Source organism: Halalkaliarchaeum sp. AArc-GB (genome assembly GCF_031432225.1).
In the GTDB taxonomy this organism is placed as follows: Archaea; Halobacteriota; Halobacteria; order Halobacteriales; family Haloferacaceae; genus Halalkaliarchaeum.
In genome coordinates this window covers 47,248-63,461 of sequence record NZ_JAVKGM010000010.1, presented here as the reverse complement: position 1 = coordinate 63,461, position 16,214 = coordinate 47,248, and the positions used below count along the sequence as shown (strand labels likewise).

The following is a 16,214-nucleotide window of genomic DNA, read 5'->3' as shown; positions in this document are numbered from 1 at the left end:
TCTCCCATTTACAACTCGAAAACGGGGGGTGTGGCCTACGATTTTCTCGTTGACAGTTCCATCGATGAGAATGTTGTAGAGAAACGACGGAAAAGGGCTCCCTAATCGAGTTCACTCGTCTGGATTGACCGGCCCCTTGTACTTCGATTTTATTTTTTCGCCCTCCCGCCACTGCCAGTAGTAGTAGCGATTGTCGTTGATCTCTTTGATCGTGATTGTTGCCTTCGTTGGAACGTCGTCTGGGAGGTCGCCAGGTCGCTTTTCGATCTCGTCCTCCGTTGTCTCTTCCTCGAGACGAGCCTTGCGTTCCTTGTGTTCGGCTAGCTCTTCGGCGTACGTGGCAATGTCCCGGAGGCGATCCGGAGTGGACTCGTTGAGCGTATTGACCAAATCCGTTGGGAGGTTCGTCGGCGGGGTCGGTGGTTCGAAAGACATCGGCTGTTGCCTCGTGTTAACCAACAAGGGCCGACAACCCATAGTTTTGTTGGTTAAGTTAGTAGCGTCGACCCGAATCCGCGGTCTGTAACATTAATCGCAACTTCTTTATATACAAGTTTCGTACTATGTTACACCATGCTTCGGCGCATCGAACTCGAGGTTCTCGCTACCGTCGAACGCGGCGACACGATCTCCGAGATCGCGACGAAGCTTGACCACAGCGAGAGCTATCTCTCCCGGGCTGTCACGGATCTCGTCGAGAAAAGCCTCGTCTACACGGAACGCGACGGTCGCCGAAAGCGGGTCGTTCCCTCTGATAGCCGGGCCGTCGAAGTCTACCAGGACCTCGTCCGCCAGCACTCCCACATCGACTTCCCTGAGCTGTTGACCGGCAAGGCCTTCGAGGTACTCTACTACCTCGATCAGCCGCGAACCGTCTCCGAAATCGCCGACAAAAGCAACAACTACCGCAACACGGTCAACCGAGTTTTAAAGCGACTTCGCGACCGTGGTCTCGTCGGCACGGACGACAGCCGCTACGACTTCAACGCCGACTTCGACCGACTCAATGAATTCGCACGCGAACTGACGCACCATCTTCACCGACAGAGTCTCGAAGCGGTCGCCCCGAATGGCACGATTCTCTGGGAGGATCACGACGAATTTCTCGCGCAGACCGAGACGGAGGTTGACGCGGAGAACTTCCACGAAACCGGCCTCGCTCGGTTCGCGGCGTTTGACCTCCAGTTTCTGTTGACCCGCCACCGCTACTACCTCTACTCCGAAGACGCAGCGAAAATCTCGCCGGCGGAACTCTGCTGTCACACGCTGCTGATTGACGACGACAGCCGCCACCGCTCGTACTGCCTCCTGTTACTCACCAGCGTCGACATCGACGAGAACGATCTTCGAGAGCAAGCGGTGAAATACGGCCTCGAAGACGAAATCGACGCCCTGCTCCGGTACCTCGAGACGCAGGGAGGGATCGAGGTCGACCGCCTCCCCGAGTGGTCCGAGTTCCAGAAGCTGGCAGCAGACTACGAGGTGCCACTACCCAAATGAGACCAACATTCGGCCGCAAATACATCGAGAACGAGTTTCAGCGAATCTCAGATGGCCTGTCTGACCCGCTCACGGTTTACCTGATCGGTGGCGGCGCGATGTCGCTGCGCGACCTCAAGGGGGCGACGAAGGATATCGACCTTGTCGTCACGGACGGCGACGCGTACAGCCAGCTGTGGGCCGTCCTAATGGACCTCGGATATTCGGAGGTGCAATCGCTGGAGGCCGATTACCGGGCGCTGGGTGCGACCAGTTGCGTCGAGAACGACGATGGGTGTCGTCTCGACATCTTCAACCAACAGGTCGCAAACAAACTTGTGCTGACCGACGGTATGCAAGAGCGCAGCGAGCCGTTCCTCAACCTGGATCGACTGACGGTTCGACTGGTCAGTAACGAAGATATCTTCCTGTTTAAGATGATCGCAGGTCGCGATGACGACATCGAGGACATGAATATGCTCGTGCAGGCTGGCCTCGAATACGACGTCGTCCGAGATGAACTCGAAGCGCAGATCGACCGGCTCGGCGACGACCAGTTTGCCACCTTCGCGAACGAGGCTCTGATCGAACTCGACGAGCGATACGGGGTGACCACACCGATCGAGGACCGCATCCAAGAGCTGACGAACCGATACTACCGCGGGCTCGAAGTCCTCCAGGCACTCGATGAACCGATGACCGTTGACGAACTGGCAGCTGATCTTGGAATAGACATCGATGAAGTCCGGGACAGGATCGCGTATCTCGTAGAATACGACCGAGTACGCCAAGAAGGCGACACAGTCAGTCCGGTGGAGTAGACCGGTCTCCACCTCTAGTCAGAAGGAAGGCGACCATCTGGGCGGGGAACACGTCCCCGTTTGATCTCGTGTTCCACTCGACGCATGTGCTTGCAGCCCCCCTCGGGTGTTCGCTGCTGCCAGTCGGGACAGGTACATGACTCGCTGATGACGTCGACTTCGTACCAACGTCCAGACGCGGACTGCACCTCGTATCGACCACCTTTCGAAAGCAGCGAGACGTCCATCGCTTCATTGACGGCGCGCTGGGTCCGTGGCTCGAGGTCGTCCTGTGACTGTGGGCCATCGTCGACGACCAGCCGGTCGCGGACGTCGCCCGTTCGTCCACCGTCCGTGGCGACGGCTTCCGCAGGGCCACTGAGCCGCTCGTGGAGAATGTCCTCGACCGAATGCCCTTCCGGCCAAAGGTAGTGGACTTCGCGACGATCGCGATGGTCGTAGGACCCGCACGCGGCTGCGCTGCCAGTCCAAACCCGCCAGGCACCAAGCGCGGCCATCACGTCGACAATCGTCCGTGGAACCGTCTGGTGGTCGTCCGGAAAGAACACTCGGAAGCGGGTACACGCTTCTTGTGGCGGGACGGTCTCCCACCAGTCTTCGCTGGAGCCCCAGCTGTCGCACATCGCTTCGTCGCTGCCGTAGCCGACAGTGACGCCGTCTATCGACGTCCAGTTCGTCGGTAGGTGGCCTGCCTGTCCTTCGAGCACTCGGAGGACGGCGTATCGAAGATACTCGTGGGCTTGGTTGTCCGCCGTTCGAGCGACCTGGTCATGCTGCTCGGCAACGTGCTCGGCTTCCTCGAGGACCATCGTGAGATAGCGATCAGTCATGATTCGACGGAGGTCAGATTGCGCCTCCGCCCCTCCGCGGGCGCTGAAAAACTTAACCAACAGAGTGGTAGAGGCCTCTCCTACGTTGGTTAACTGAGTTAGGACGAGAGTTCGTTTTGGAGGACGTCGATGAGTTCTTTTGCCGTCCGACTGATCCGCCCGAGCCGCTCCCGAACGACCTCGGGATCGTCCGACTCCCACGCAGCCAGGTAGAACGCCGACCCACTGGTGTCGAGCCCACAGTAGCGCCCGACGACGTAGGCTACCGCCTCGGCCTCGACTTCACGTTTCGACCGTTCGGTGTCGTCGTCGATGTCGAAGTGGAGCAGGGCGTGCGCGTACTCGTGAATCAGCGTTCGGACGAGGTCGGCATCGTTCTCCCGGGCGCGAACCTCGACACGCGGCTGCATATCGACGAGACTGAGCTGTTTGCAGATCCCCTTCGCTTCACCGTGCGTCCACTCGTCTTCAGGAACGATCCGAACCGTCACACCGAGTTCATCCGCGATATCGGTCAGCCGGTTGACGAGGTCGCCGGCGTCACCGGTTGCTTCAGTCTCGAGTTCGGGGAGCGGTTCGCCCTCGGTCTGGGAGACGTCGAACACCGGGGCGGGCTTAAACCCGACCAGGCCCTTCGACCACTCCTTGGGGGGCGTCTCGTCGTAGTCGCAGTCGCTTTTCTCGTGATAGTTCGGCGAGTTCTCGCACTCAGGGCACTGTTTCGTGATGATCGGTGCCCAGATCCAGATGGCCGACTCACCTTCCTTCACGTGCCGCTCGAACTCCTCCTGCCAGGTTCGGTAGCCCGCCACGCGGGTCGCCTCGGGACACTGGTGTTTGATCAGGAGCGTGTTTCGATACGAGTAGTCATGGAAGCGACTCTGAACATCGAGCCACTCCTGGAACTCCGCGCTGGCTTGCGCGTCGTCGACGCCGTCGACGAGGTCGTCAATCCACTGTTCGATGGTACTGTTCATCTCGTCCGATCGCGTGTCGGTCTCTTCGAAGGAGACCGACGAGTCACTGGTTGTAGCCATTATGTTCACCAAATCGAGTTTACTGCGACTGCGGCAGTTCAGAACGCGCCGCACGCCTTCGGGGCGTACAAAAAACCGCCCTCTCGGTTACCGGAGTTCGTGGGTTTCGTCAGCGAAGCCGAGCGTGACCAGGTACTCGAGGAACTCGTCGAACCGTTCGACGTCACTAGGCGTCTCGGTCGCCAGATGACGCGTCCATTTGATGGCCCACCGGAATGCGGGATCCGATCCGCCCTTACCATGAATGTACCACCAGCGAGCCGCCTTGAGAACGACCAGTGGGTTTGTCGGCGGCCGCTCGCTCGCTAGACCATGGGTAATCGACTCGATTTCCGCGGGCACTTCGGCTGGCTCGATTTCCCCGGATTGGGTGTTCGAGATATCGATTGGAATCTCATCGACTGAAACGTCGTCTGCAGTTTGTTGCTGACTCACGGGAATTCACCTCTGGAGAAGACTCACGAACGAGCCTCCGCCCTCTCCCGGGGCTCGAAAAACAGAACGCTGCGTTACGCTGGTGGGATGTAGACGCTCTGTTCGCCGGCGATTTCCTTGAGGTTGTTTCGATGGCGGTGTGAAAAGTAGCACTCGTAGCTACAGTATCCACAGACTGCCCCGGTATCGTATTCGGCGACATAGGGGCCACGACGGGTTCGCCAGACGTTCGTCCCGCACTCAGTGCAGGCGGCCTGCTCAAGATCAGCTGGTTTTGGTCCCTCGTACTCAACGTTCAACCCGTCGTCTTGCGGTGTCGATTCAGGCCAGATACCATGGGACTTCCAGAAATCACGGATTCGGGCGAGACTATGGCGCACCGTCTTCCGAACGGTGACGTGATCGGCGTCGCGACCGCTGTCGTCCCAGCCGTTCGCCGTCCAGAACTCGCCGAACTGCGCGCCTCGATGAACCCCGTTCCAGTCGACGCCAACGATGTCGGCCGGCGGGTCGTCCGTGAGCGTCGGTCGGGTCAGCTGCTGGATAACGTCGAACTGTTTGGGTGGGTTCCCACCGAGGATGTGGACACGACGGCCGCGCCAGTCTGTCGGATCGGAGAACTCGTGCGCCAACCGGTCAGCGTAGCCACGCGAATACCCAAGAACGATGTCCTCGGGAATCTCGTCGATCACCGCTTGCCACTTCGGGACGATGATGAGTTCGGCCCCGGGGTAGCTACCCTGAATCTCGCGAGCGGCAGCGACGTGGTCGTCGACGTCAGCAGGTTCGTAGATGTCGCCGATGACGCCGACCTGTGGCTCGTGCTCGAAGAACCGATCGACGAATCGATCCAGATCGGGATTTCGAAAGTCGTTGTCGAGCATTCCGACTGGGAGGTTTAGGTTCTGATACTGGGTCTCCTGATACCCACAATCCTCGCGAAAGCCGGGAAGGAAGCCGAGGGCTAGAGCGTCGACAACGAAGGGCGCTCGATGCAAGAACGCCACGAAGTCTGCTTGTCTGGCGGCAGCGATTTCGCTAGCCGTGCCGGTGTTAATACTCAGATCGAGGGACATGGCTGAACCAGTGGGGCCGCTGCTGGCCGCCCCGCGCCCTTTTAGGGGCCTGAAAAACAGGGGCTATAATACGCTAACCAACAATTGGAATACCCACTTGCAGATTGTTGGTTAAGGACGGGAGCTTACTCCGCATCTTCACGCAACTCTTCAGCCTTCCACTTGAGCCGTCGCAGAATCTGTGTCCGATTCTGATGGGCGTTCTCGTAGGCAACACACTCTCGGAGTGTCTCCATATCGGGGATCGTCGCGATACCGGCCTCGACCAATCGATAATTCGGTGCTTCGAGACGCTTCTCAGGCGGGAATTCGTCGTCACTTCCGTCGCTAATCGTAGACTGCTCCATCTCTGTAGCCTCCACCTCTCGAGGGCGAGAAAGACAGAACAGACGACTACATTACTGTCGCAGAATCAGGCCATCGCGTCTTGGAACCGTTCACGGAGCGCATCCTCACGCTCCTCAAATTGGTCGACCTTGTCCTGTAGGTCGTCGCTGACGCGTTCGATACTCGCGAGCGCCCGCTCGCCGGCGAGTGACGCCTGCGATCCGTCGTCACCGTCCGCTTCCAGCTGCTCTTCGTAGGCTCGTTCGACGCGCTCGATCGTCCCCTCTGGATTGAACAGGATGTCGTTAGCCGTGCGGACGTACTGATCGAGGGACGCGCCTTCTTTGCCTTGGAAGAAGTGGGTGAGCGCGTATGTGGCACCGGAATGCAGCGTCCACATGTCGATCTCGAAGGGTGAGGTCGAATTTGCTTCCGCATCGCTCGCGGCGCGCTCGGCCAAGTAGTCAGGGAAGCCCAGCAGGCTGTAGAACTCCGTAACGGTGAACGGAAGCTCCGAGAAATCGAGGTCGATGTCTTGGGCGTCCCGGATGAACTCGAAGAGATCGTCGGCGACGAGTTCGACCTGTGCGAGGATCTCCTCCCACCACGTCCGGAAGTTCCCCACGTCGCCGACGTGCTTGATGACCTCCTTGTCGGTGAGCGAGCGCATCGTGTTCGAACAGTAGCCGTCCTGAGCGAAACCCTCCACGTAGACCGCGTGCTCGCCGAAGAAGTCGTAGCCCGACGTGACACCCATCGTGATCGGATCCGATCGGCCGGGGAGGCGGACCTCGAGGCCGTCGAACATGATGTCCATGTGGACCTCACCCCCGCCTCGGTAGCGTCGAATCTCCCCGAACATCACGTCGCCCAGCGGAGCTCCATCGATGGTTTCCTCGCGAAGGACCTCTTCTAGCGGGCCGTAGACGTCGACCGGGTTGATGATCGAGTACGAGTCAGTCGGGATGTGAAACAACGGGTCCGTCTCGGTGACTTCTTCTCGCGACTGCGAGCGAGCGCGACTTGGCTCGACGAGCGCGTTGAAACGCTCCGTTTCAACCCATTCGTCGGTGAAGGGGTTCTGGTACGCCACAGTGGTCTCGACGGCCTGGGGGAGATCTCGGATCGCCTCCGCGAACGTCACGGTGTCTGTCCCCCCGCGACGCTGTCGATACCACTCGGGAAGTTCGGTGTCGGTACGCCCGTCGACGCCAGCGAAGATGGTTCTGATTTCTGGGTCTTTCATTTCGGTCACCTCGAAGCAGGAACGCTCGTCGATCCGCGACTGCATCGTCTCGCGCCCTGCGCCCCTCTGCAGGGCGCAAAAACAACATCTTGTTAACTAACGCCTGATCTGGAGAGCGTGCTCACGTTATGATTGGATGTCGTCGGTGGTCTGGTCCCGATCCCTCTCCTGGCGGTCGTTATATCGCTCCAGTTCGCGACCGACCTTTTCGAGAGCATCGACACCTCGCTCGACGAGCTGGTAGGTCGCTCGCGACAGCCGTAGTGTCTCCATCAGTGCTCTCCCTCCGGCGGCTCGAGAAGCTCGTTACTCTCCGCGGCGAGACCGCAGATGGCCTGTTCGACGTCGCCGTCGACGGTGACCGTCCGACTCGCCAACGGCGCCGGATAGGCTCGATCTCCCTGGCTACACAGGATGATGAGCCACTCGCCGACGCCCTCTCCGAGTACGATGTAGTGGTCGCGATCATTCCGCTGGAACACTCGTCGATCGGGTCGGGAAACAGTCCGCCAGTTCGCAGGCAACGACGGCGCCGGCAGACCACCGTCCGGAACGGGGACGACGTCGTCGGTGATAGCTCTGAGCGCGGCGTTGATCTCCTCCCCGGTGAGGTGCCAGCACTCCGCGGGTCCGGCACACTCTAGATGACTGACCACCTGATTCCGGAATTCGATGTAATGCTCTCGAACGAACTGCTCGTCGTCGTAATAGTCGAGGAGGAGCGCACAGGCGAGCTGTGCGGGCCCGCTTCCGGTATATCCCCACTCGAAGCCACCCGGACTGTGGTTGACGAGTTGGAGGCTCCGATCGAGGGAGAGCCGCCGGTGATCTGAGAGGTTCAGGACGACGGTGTTGCCGTCAACACGAAAGCCGACGTATTCGACTGTCTTTCGGTAGTTCTGAGCGAGCTGTTCTGACTGTACTCCTTCTGAGGGTGTTGGTGGTGCGTTCGCGTTCATCGATGTCTCTCGGGAGGGTCGATGACCCCCGCACCCCTCTCGGGGGTCCAAAAAACAGCCCGAGTAAACCGGTCGGTAAGCTTTTGATTGAATACGCTCCAGTAGACGTTGTCACGTTTTCTCGCAGTCCCGAGTGCAGCTGTTGATCATTGATCGCTCGGTACGGACGTGACCACTTTCGTTCAGCGTGCTGACCGCTGCTCCCGCGCGGCTGCGGGAGGACGGGACAGCACAATTATGAACCCCGATGGTATCCCACCCATGGAACCGCTCGCACCACTCGTTGACCGTATGCGTGCCCTCGCGGCGGAGGAACTGCCAGCGCCTCGAACGTGCAAGATCCGCCTCTGGGATGATGGCACGTTCGACGTCGTCATCTATCACGGGATGGGCGACGACGAGCGGCAGTGGCTTCGATACGAGCGTACGACAGGAGAGATTCTCTGGGAATATGTCCGCGGCGCTCGCTGGGTGTCAGAATCCCTGACCGGGAACGAAACGATCTACGAGCCGGCCTATGAGGAGTCCGACGTCCGTGTTGTTGCCACCGTGGAACCGCCGTACAAATAGAAACAGAAATGGAACGACCTACTGAGACGCTAGGGGGTCGCGAAGCTGACGGTCACAACACCGTCTCTCGGCCTCGAGTTCGGCAACATATTTGGTAGTAGCAAATTACATTCCAATTATATCGGGATGGCTGTACTGGATGATCTCTCGGGGTTCGAGTTTGAGGACGTAATGGAGGACGTGTTCCGCAACCTCGGCTACGAGAACGTCCGCCAGGCCGAGCGGATAGCTGACGAGGGTCGGGACGTCATCATGGAGGAGGTCGTCGACGGCACTCGCCGTGGCATCGTCGTTGAGTGTAAGCACACCGGGACGGTCGGACGACCGGTCGTCCAGAAGCTCCACTCCGCGATCGCCACCTTCAACTTCGACGGCCCCAAACGCGGCATGGTCGCCACGACAGGTCGATTCACGAACCCTGCTCAAGAGTACGCTGAGCGACTCCAGCAGAACGATGATCCCCATCCCATCGAGCTGCTCGACGGTGAGGATCTCCGTGAGATCGCCGACGGGATCGGCCTCGACCTCTATAACGGCCGTATCGAGATCCTCTGTGACGAAACACTCCGACCATACGACCTGGCTACGGACGTCGACGGGCCCGTCCGGGAAGCGTTCCGTGACATCGAGAATATCGAGGCTGCCGACCTGCCGGTGCCGCACTCCGAGGTGACGTTTCGCCCGGTAGTCGCGGTCACCGCCGACACGAATGCCGTCTTCGAGACCTCTGTCGGCGTCATCCATCGAATAAACGATCGAACGCGATTCGTCGTCCACGCTGAACGAGGGCAGCCGAAAGTGGCTGACGACGATGCCGCGACGCTGGTCACCGAGAATCTTCATGCGACGGTGGAGCTCGACCCGAGTCAGTTCGAGGAGGTGTTCGACGGCGTCGAGGAGCGTCGGTTCGGGCAGACACAGACCGAGTATAAGGAGTGGGCCGTCGACCGGCTGCGGGAGTACCACACGACGACGGTGACCTACACCGGCGACAACAACGTCACGTACAACAAGACCTGCGAACCGAACCGTTCGGATATCTCAGTGCAGTCGATCGAGCCGGTATACCTCCCCGAGGTTCGACACACAACCGACATCCTGGAGTACACTTACTCCTACGAATACTACGCAGCGGGGCCCTCGCGGGTGACCGCCGAGGACGGAATCCATCGCTGCGTTCACTGCGATACGAGCGACGTCGACGAGACGTACACTTATTGTCCCAACTGCGGGGCGATTGCCTGCGACAGCCACACCAAGACCGAACGGCTGGAGCGAGAGCCGGTCTGTACGGGGTGTGCGGTCACCGAGCGGTTTGCACTGAAGACGAAGTATTTCTACGACGAGGACAACCTCGAGGCGTTCCGCGAGGAATACGCCGCGATGCCGCTTCACGAGAAGGCCATGGAGAACAAACTACTGGCCGGGGGAAGCGTGGTCGCGACGCTCCTGGTCACCATAGGCCTGCTCATGCTCGTCGGCATCATCTAGACCGGCTACACACTCACGCGGGCTCAGCGACCAACTCTGCGAGTGCGTTCTCCAACGATCCGTGGAACTGCCAGCTGGCCTGCTCGAAGGCCTCCTCGGTCGGGCCATCCCATCTGGGGAATGCGGTGTGGCCGCTCACTTTGACTGTCCACTCGGCCGGCTCCTCGAACGGATTCCGGGTCGGGAGCTCGACGACGTAGAGGTACTCTTCGTCACCGTGGATACCGTCTGCCGGGTTCTCAACGCCGTGGCCGAGCAGGAACAGCGGCTGATCTAGATGCTCCATGTTGGCCGGCTCGAGGAGATCCGAGGGCTGATCGGCGTGAATGCTCCGGTCACGCCCCTCATCGACGTACAGGGTCATCGTCGAAAGCGTGTCGAGAAACAGGAACTGAGCCGCGGCGTACGCTGGCCCGCGCTCTGTTCGTGTTTCGTCGAGCAGTTTCTTCAGTTGAACGAGCTCTCGAAGGACGCTGTCGGGATAGCCGTCCGAGTGTCGGTAGATCTGTGCGATGCGGTTAGTTTCAGACTGTTCACCTGTCGTCTCGCTCCGTTGGACGAATCGGAGTTGACTCCGTGTTGACATCGATACTCTCCGGCGCGTGTGCGCCGGCATCCATCGCCGGCGCAACAACAATGATCTCACAATCGCTGAGGAATCGAATTCCGCTACGCCAGATGTGACACCGCTTCTGGCTCCTCAATGTCGTCGAACTCACCACGTTTGACCGGCTCCCACTCTTCGTCCGGCCCAGGACTCCACCAGTCGACCTCGTAGGCGCCCGGTGCGCCGAGAATCTTTACTCGCGCCGACCCATCTGGCAGATCGTGACGGAGCTTCTCGTCGACGTGGAGGTTCCAGGTCGTGTCCGTGTCGAAGCACGCGATCACGGCATCTTCGTACCCACGATCTTCTATGGGTTCTTGGAATTCGACCCGCGTGTTGCAGTTCTTGCAAAACACCCCTTCGAAGGGAATGTTGGTGAATACCTCGTGCCCGCAAACGGGACACCAGAGGAACTCGAACAGTGCCTCACTGTGTCGGTCGAGTACTTCGAGACTCATTGGTGGACTGACCCGGCTTGATCGGGTCAATTTCTCTTGCCCGATCGAAAAAACAACTCCAAGCGCGTGTTCGTACAGTCAGCGCTCGGCCCCGTACACGATTTGTGAGGGGGCTTCGTATCCACAGTTCCGACACTCGTACCAGCGCTGGACTTTTGCGCCGTCAGCCGCTTTCCCACCGATAACGATAGCCTCGTTCAGACACTCCGGGCAGCTTAGCTCGGGCGCTGGCCTGTCCCGAAGCGCATCCCGGAACGTGGTCGCCTCCTTCGTCTCGTACCCTCTCGACCAGACCGGGTAGCCATCGACGAGGATCGCTCCACGCCATTTGTAGCGGTAGGAGTCAAGGGCTCGATGCAGGATAGCTCGAGCGCCGGTTTCGGTGTTCCGATACCTAAGCGCCGGCGTACGGCTCTCACGCCGCCAGTTGGTGATTCGGGGCATTGTTAGAAGTGGACGTCCGCAGGCACGATCCAGGGGTTCTCGCTTTTCTCGAGGATTCGATCCAGCTGCCCGCGATGACGGATACCGCTCGCGTGCTCGGTGTACAAGAACACCGTCGGCCCGTCGTATGCGCCCACTTGGTGGAACGCATGCCGAGCGAGATCTTCGTCGCGCATGATTTCCTCGTTAGAGAACTCGTCGAGTGCCTCCCTCACCCGTTCGAGATTGCGCTCGAATTCCTCCTTCGTTGCTTCCCAGCCCCGATCGAGTAACTCCTCCCCATCGTCGGTGTCGACGGGGACTGCAGTCGGGAGATCGCCCCACCGCGCCTTACCAGCGACGGACGTATCCTCTTCTTCGAACGTGACGTAATAGTCGAACACGGCGCAGGAGTGCGCGTCTGCACCAACCAGGCGGTCGAATACTGTCTTTCCTGTAGCCAATGCCTCGTCCTTTGTCGATGCCTCTACGAGGGCGTATATCACCATGTGCATCTTGATCACTTTGAGACGCCGACGATCCGGGTTTGCTCGTTGCTGCTCAGTTGATGCGCCGGCACCCATCGCCGGCGCTCGAAAAAACCTGCTCTGCGGTGGATTCTCAGGGCTCGTCTGCTCGTTTGACAGTGATGGTCAGGTCTCCGGATTCGTAGTTCGCTTCGAAGTCGACGATGAACACGTCTGAGTCGTAGGCGGCGTGGTAGGCCCGGTGAAGCTCAAGCGAACCGGTCGCTTTGAAGTGGAAGAACGCGGCTGCGGTGTAGGGCTTGCTCTGGGTTTCGATCTGCGTCTCGACCGAGGCTGGGAGCGCGATTTGGGGCGTGTCGGTGTCGATACTCGACGCGAATCCTTTCGCTTCCTCGACGGTTGCTCGTGAATGCGCTGGTGTCTCCCCGGTTAACACGTTTACCGGTGTCTCCGTGTCGTCGGTGAACAGGACATCTTCGAAGGTTCGCGTCCCGAGGATAGCGTCGGGATTCAACTCGCAATCGTGGAATGGATCATCGGCTGGTTCTTCGGTCATCAAATCATGAGCCTATGGGGGCTCAGTCCTTTTGCCCCCGAAAAACTCACCTTCCTAAAAAGCTGATATATATGATTGGTCGATTTGCTTCGCCACTTAAATAACCTTTATACCCTGATCATAATCCTATTTGTATTGTCACGGGCTTACGACAGCCATTTTTAAATTATATGGGCTTCTGATTTCTGAGAATGGGAATACAAGAGTCTGACCTTCCGGGGGTCGGCAAGAAACACGAGATAGATCTTGAAGATGGATCTACGCTCATTATTATTACCCACAACACAGGCAGACGGGATGTTTATCGAAGAGATTCAGCCCAAGAGGATTCAAAACGCTTGTTCGCCCTCTCCGATAAGCTTGCCCGAACGGTTGGGACGATTTTGGAAGGTGCATATTTCCAACCTGAACCATCTACAGACATTGGCACGATGCTATCTGATGAAATGATAATCGAATGGTATGATGTACCAAAGAATTCTTTCCTCGACGGTAATACGCTTGAGAGTTCAAACCTCCGGAAAAAGTCCGGAGTAACAGTCGTTGCGATTCAGCGAGAAGACGAATTATTTTCCAACCCTACCCCTTCGACAGAATTTCAGTCTGGAGACATTATCGTTGTGATCGGTAATCGCGAATCCTGCAATACATTCGAATCCGAGTTTCTATCTCTCGATGAGAATACCAAATCATAGACGGAGATTGGGCTCTAAATAGTTGATATATTTAAAACCTTATGCCAATTTAGTATCCTCCTTGTATCTGTAGTTGGAAAGGTGCCATCACTATTACTGAGTAAATTTGTGCTAATTAACGGTTATAGCTGGCGACTTTTTTGATTATCTGAACTGAATACTCCCTAATCGTCACACGCAATGAAGCTTCGACCAATCGTTTGACTCCACTGGTTCACCAACGGGATCCTAGACCATTGTATTTTATATTTGTCCATATAATTGGGGATAATTGTTCGTGTGGGGGTAAAATCTCTCAACGAACTTTGTAGATAGCTAAATTGATATGCAGTGCATTCTCAAAGATTTCAGAAGTATCATGTCGTTCCTGTTGAAAGGGTCACCAAGATGCCCAAAGATCTCGAGCGGGATCTCGGTCTTGTTGCTGTCATCGCCATCAGTATGGGGGCAATGATCGGTAGTGGGATTTTCATTCTTCCGGGACTGGCGATGGCGGAGGCTGGACCATCAGTCATTCTCGCGTTTCTGATCGCAGGAATCCTCGTGATTCCTGCCGCACTCGCCATCTCCGAGTTGGGGACGGCAATGCCGGAGGCTGGAGGTGACTATGTATTTATCGAACGAGGGATGGGGCCTGCCGTCGGAACAATCGCCGGGATCGGGACGTGGCTTACGCTGCTATTCAAGGGTGCACTCGCCCTTGTCGGTGGAATGTTCTATCTCGAACTGTTGATCTGGTTACCGAACCTCACCGCAGCCGCCCTTACGCTCGCAGCGATTCTTATTGGAGTCAATCTGGTTGGGGTGAAGCAGACCGGTGGCTTGCAATCGATTATGGTGGTTGTGATGGTGTCGATCCTCGTCGTCTTTATCGCACTCACGATCACACAGGTCGACGGTAGTGCCTATCAGTCCTTCTTCGCAGAGGGATATGATGGAATTGTGAGCGCAATCGCGCTTGTCATCGTCTCGTACGCGGGTGTCACGAAAGTCGCAAGCGTTGCCGAGGAAATCAAGAATCCCGGTCGGAATCTCCCGCTCGGACTGCTGCTTTCGCTTTTCATTACCGGACTACTGTATGTACTCATCGTCTACGTACTAGTCGGCATCGTCGACGCTGAGACGCTCACGGGGACTGAAATCCCGATGGCCGTGGCGGTCGATCCGCTTTTCGGATTTGTTGGAATCGCCATCATTTCGCTGGCGGCAATCCTTGCGCTGCTTTCGACGGCCAACGCCGGTATCCTCACAGCATCGCGGTACCCGTTGGCGATGAGTCGGGACGACCTGTTACCAGAGCGATTTGAATACGTTCACCCACGTTTCCGAACACCGGTCACTTCGATTCTCGTTACAGGTGGGGTAATGTTGTTTATCATCGCAACTCTACCCGTCGAGGATATTGCCAAGATGGCTAGCGCGTTCCAGATCACTGTTTATACGTTGGTCTGTGTGGCGTTAATCGCCTTCCGTGAGAGCGAACTCGAATGGTACGACCCCGAGTTCGTCATGCCGGGGTATCCGTGGATCCCCCTTTTCGGCGTGGTTTCGGGTGTCTTTATTATCACTCAGATGGATCTCCTTCCACTGGTCGGTGCCGTTGGAATCATGATTTTCGGCACGCTTTGGTACTTTTATTACGTCCGTGACGCTATCGACCGTGAGGGACTCGCCGTGGATGCCGTTCGCCGAGAGGCGGGCCGGCAGTATCTACAGGAGACGGAAACGAAACTCGGAGAGAGCGACGGCAAAGAGGTGTTGATCGCGCTCCGCCGTGACGTGGGACGACTCGAAGAGAACCGACTCCTACAAGTCGCTGCCCCGATCGCACAAGCCCGAGACAGTCGCCTCCGCGTCGTTCGCTTCGACGAGGTCCCCGACCAGTATCCGCTGGAGTACGCGACGGAACAGTCGACAGCGGATATCGAGTTCGAAGAACGGACGGGTGAACTGGTTCGCGATCTCGATGTGACCGTGGAGGTCGGTGAGATCGTTAGTCATGACACGAAACAGGCGGTTATCAACTATGCAGAGCGATACGATGTTGATCTCTTGCTCACTCGGTCTGACCCGGTGAGCAGGCTTCGAACCCTGTTCGGTCGAGATAGCGATTGGATCCTCGAGCATGCTCCGTGTGACGTCGTGTTCGTCCAATCGGGGAAGCTGGATGCGGTTGAGGAGATCGCCATCGTTACTGACCGGAGCCCGTTCAACGACCCACTAAAAGTCGAACTCGGAGATGCCATCGCCTCTGTCGCCGAGGCGCGTCTCCGATTCATTTTTACAGTATCGTCAAGCGCCCCCGATTCAACTATCCAGACGATCCAAGATTATCACAACGAACTCGATAATCAGTGTACAGTGGCGGTCGATGGAACTGTCGTTCGAAGCGACGATGACATCGGTGTACTCTCGATGGAACTCGAGAGCGCCGACATCGTCATGCTCTCGACGGAAACCCACCGACTATTACCGGATCTGCTGTTCACCCCTGCGACGGATCGAATCGTGACGCGTCTCGAACAGCCAGTCCTGCTCGTTCATTCGAAGAAATCTCGCCGAACGACGTTTCTCGAGCCGCTGGTTGAGAAACTTCTGTTCCGAAAATAAAGTGATATTTTGAAGTATAAATGAATGATAATAAACTCCTGAATCGCCGAAACCACCGTCTCTATTATCGAGTGCCGTATCTATTGAATATTCGAATATAATACAC

The 16,214-nt window shown here is 57.7% G+C and carries 20 protein-coding genes; 6 read left to right on the top strand and 14 right to left on the bottom strand.

Annotation, left to right across the window (positions count from 1 at the left end; genetic code table 11):
* Positions 1 to 111: 111 nt before the first annotated feature.
* On the bottom strand, positions 112 to 435 hold the full coding sequence (locus RH858_RS10685; protein WP_310561820.1) for a hypothetical protein: 324 nt from the start codon (positions 433 to 435) through the stop codon (positions 112 to 114).
* Between the two features lie 138 nt (positions 436 to 573).
* Here RH858_RS10685 and RH858_RS10680 point away from each other — a divergent pair, with 138 nt between their 5' ends.
* Both RH858_RS10680 and RH858_RS10675 read left to right on the top strand, forming a co-directional pair.
* Positions 574 to 1,500, top strand: a complete 927-nt coding sequence (locus RH858_RS10680) for a MarR family transcriptional regulator (protein ID WP_310561819.1) — start codon at positions 574 to 576, stop codon at positions 1,498 to 1,500.
* Positions 1,497 to 2,300 (top strand): DUF6036 family nucleotidyltransferase, encoded by an 804-nt coding sequence (locus RH858_RS10675; protein ID WP_310561818.1) that lies wholly within the window; start codon positions 1,497 to 1,499, stop codon positions 2,298 to 2,300. Before RH858_RS10680 ends, RH858_RS10675 begins: the two co-directional genes overlap by 4 nt.
* A 14-nt stretch (positions 2,301 to 2,314) precedes the next feature.
* Here RH858_RS10675 and RH858_RS10670 read toward each other — a convergent pair whose 3' ends face one another.
* From RH858_RS10670 to RH858_RS10635, 8 genes are all read right to left on the bottom strand, one after another.
* The gene (locus tag RH858_RS10670) at positions 2,315 to 3,130 is read right to left on the bottom strand and encodes a hypothetical protein (RefSeq protein WP_310561817.1); all 816 of its coding nucleotides are present in this window, start codon (positions 3,128 to 3,130) and stop codon (positions 2,315 to 2,317) included.
* A gap of 98 nt (positions 3,131 to 3,228) precedes the next feature.
* Positions 3,229 to 4,167 (bottom strand): ArdC-like ssDNA-binding domain-containing protein, encoded by a 939-nt coding sequence (locus RH858_RS10665; protein ID WP_310561816.1) that lies wholly within the window; start codon positions 4,165 to 4,167, stop codon positions 3,229 to 3,231.
* Positions 4,168 to 4,254: 87 nt separating this feature from the next.
* Positions 4,255 to 4,602: a hypothetical protein gene (locus RH858_RS10660; RefSeq protein WP_310561815.1), complete on the bottom strand. Its 348-nt coding sequence runs from the start codon at positions 4,600 to 4,602 to the stop codon at positions 4,255 to 4,257.
* Between the two features lie 74 nt (positions 4,603 to 4,676).
* Positions 4,677 to 5,678, bottom strand: coding sequence for a DUF6610 family protein (locus RH858_RS10655; RefSeq protein WP_310561814.1), 1,002 nt, complete (start codon positions 5,676 to 5,678; stop codon positions 4,677 to 4,679).
* Between the two features lie 125 nt (positions 5,679 to 5,803).
* Positions 5,804 to 6,025, bottom strand: a complete 222-nt coding sequence (locus RH858_RS10650) for a hypothetical protein (RefSeq protein WP_310561813.1) — start codon at positions 6,023 to 6,025, stop codon at positions 5,804 to 5,806.
* Between the two features lie 65 nt (positions 6,026 to 6,090).
* Positions 6,091 to 7,149: a hypothetical protein gene (locus tag RH858_RS10645; RefSeq protein ID WP_310561858.1), complete on the bottom strand. Its 1,059-nt coding sequence runs from the start codon at positions 7,147 to 7,149 to the stop codon at positions 6,091 to 6,093.
* Positions 7,150 to 7,377: 228 nt separating this feature from the next.
* A complete protein-coding gene (locus tag RH858_RS10640; protein WP_181692659.1) occupies positions 7,378 to 7,524 on the bottom strand; it encodes a hypothetical protein in 147 nt (48 codons plus the stop codon).
* Positions 7,524 to 8,210, bottom strand: a complete 687-nt coding sequence (locus RH858_RS10635) for a DUF6166 domain-containing protein (RefSeq protein WP_310561812.1) — start codon at positions 8,208 to 8,210, stop codon at positions 7,524 to 7,526. The genes RH858_RS10640 and RH858_RS10635 overlap by 1 nt, the downstream gene beginning before the upstream one ends.
* A 261-nt stretch (positions 8,211 to 8,471) precedes the next feature.
* Here RH858_RS10635 and RH858_RS10630 point away from each other — a divergent pair, with 261 nt between their 5' ends.
* Entirely contained in the window at positions 8,472 to 8,780 is a 309-nt protein-coding gene (locus tag RH858_RS10630; protein ID WP_310561811.1) for a hypothetical protein, read from the top strand.
* Between the two features lie 126 nt (positions 8,781 to 8,906).
* Positions 8,907 to 10,271, top strand: a complete 1,365-nt coding sequence (locus tag RH858_RS10625) for a restriction endonuclease (protein ID WP_310561810.1) — start codon at positions 8,907 to 8,909, stop codon at positions 10,269 to 10,271.
* A gap of 13 nt (positions 10,272 to 10,284) precedes the next feature.
* On the opposite strand, the gene RH858_RS10620 is transcribed toward RH858_RS10625, so the two are convergent.
* From RH858_RS10620 to RH858_RS10600, 5 genes are all read right to left on the bottom strand, one after another.
* Positions 10,285 to 10,857 carry a hypothetical protein gene (locus tag RH858_RS10620; protein WP_310561809.1) on the bottom strand — a complete coding sequence of 191 codons (573 nt, stop codon included), beginning with the start codon at positions 10,855 to 10,857 and terminating at the stop codon, positions 10,285 to 10,287.
* A gap of 83 nt (positions 10,858 to 10,940) precedes the next feature.
* A complete protein-coding gene (locus RH858_RS10615; RefSeq protein WP_310561808.1) occupies positions 10,941 to 11,336 on the bottom strand; it encodes a hypothetical protein in 396 nt (131 codons plus the stop codon).
* 78 nt (positions 11,337 to 11,414) lie between these two features.
* The gene (locus tag RH858_RS10610; protein WP_310561807.1) at positions 11,415 to 11,780 is read right to left on the bottom strand and encodes a hypothetical protein; all 366 of its coding nucleotides are present in this window, start codon (positions 11,778 to 11,780) and stop codon (positions 11,415 to 11,417) included.
* A gap of 2 nt (positions 11,781 to 11,782) precedes the next feature.
* The gene (locus RH858_RS10605) at positions 11,783 to 12,274 is read right to left on the bottom strand and encodes a hypothetical protein (RefSeq protein WP_310561857.1); all 492 of its coding nucleotides are present in this window, start codon (positions 12,272 to 12,274) and stop codon (positions 11,783 to 11,785) included.
* 106 nt (positions 12,275 to 12,380) lie between these two features.
* A complete protein-coding gene (locus tag RH858_RS10600) occupies positions 12,381 to 12,803 on the bottom strand; it encodes a hypothetical protein (RefSeq protein WP_310561806.1) in 423 nt (140 codons plus the stop codon).
* Positions 12,804 to 12,994: 191 nt separating this feature from the next.
* On the opposite strand from RH858_RS10600, the gene RH858_RS10595 reads away from it, so the two are divergent.
* Together RH858_RS10595 and RH858_RS10590 are read left to right on the top strand one after the other, a co-directional pair.
* The gene (locus RH858_RS10595; protein WP_310561805.1) at positions 12,995 to 13,498 is read left to right on the top strand and encodes a TrkA C-terminal domain-containing protein; all 504 of its coding nucleotides are present in this window, start codon (positions 12,995 to 12,997) and stop codon (positions 13,496 to 13,498) included.
* A 387-nt stretch (positions 13,499 to 13,885) separates the two neighbouring features.
* The gene (locus tag RH858_RS10590; protein ID WP_310561804.1) at positions 13,886 to 16,108 is read left to right on the top strand and encodes a universal stress protein; all 2,223 of its coding nucleotides are present in this window, start codon (positions 13,886 to 13,888) and stop codon (positions 16,106 to 16,108) included.
* Positions 16,109 to 16,214 lie beyond the last annotated feature (106 nt).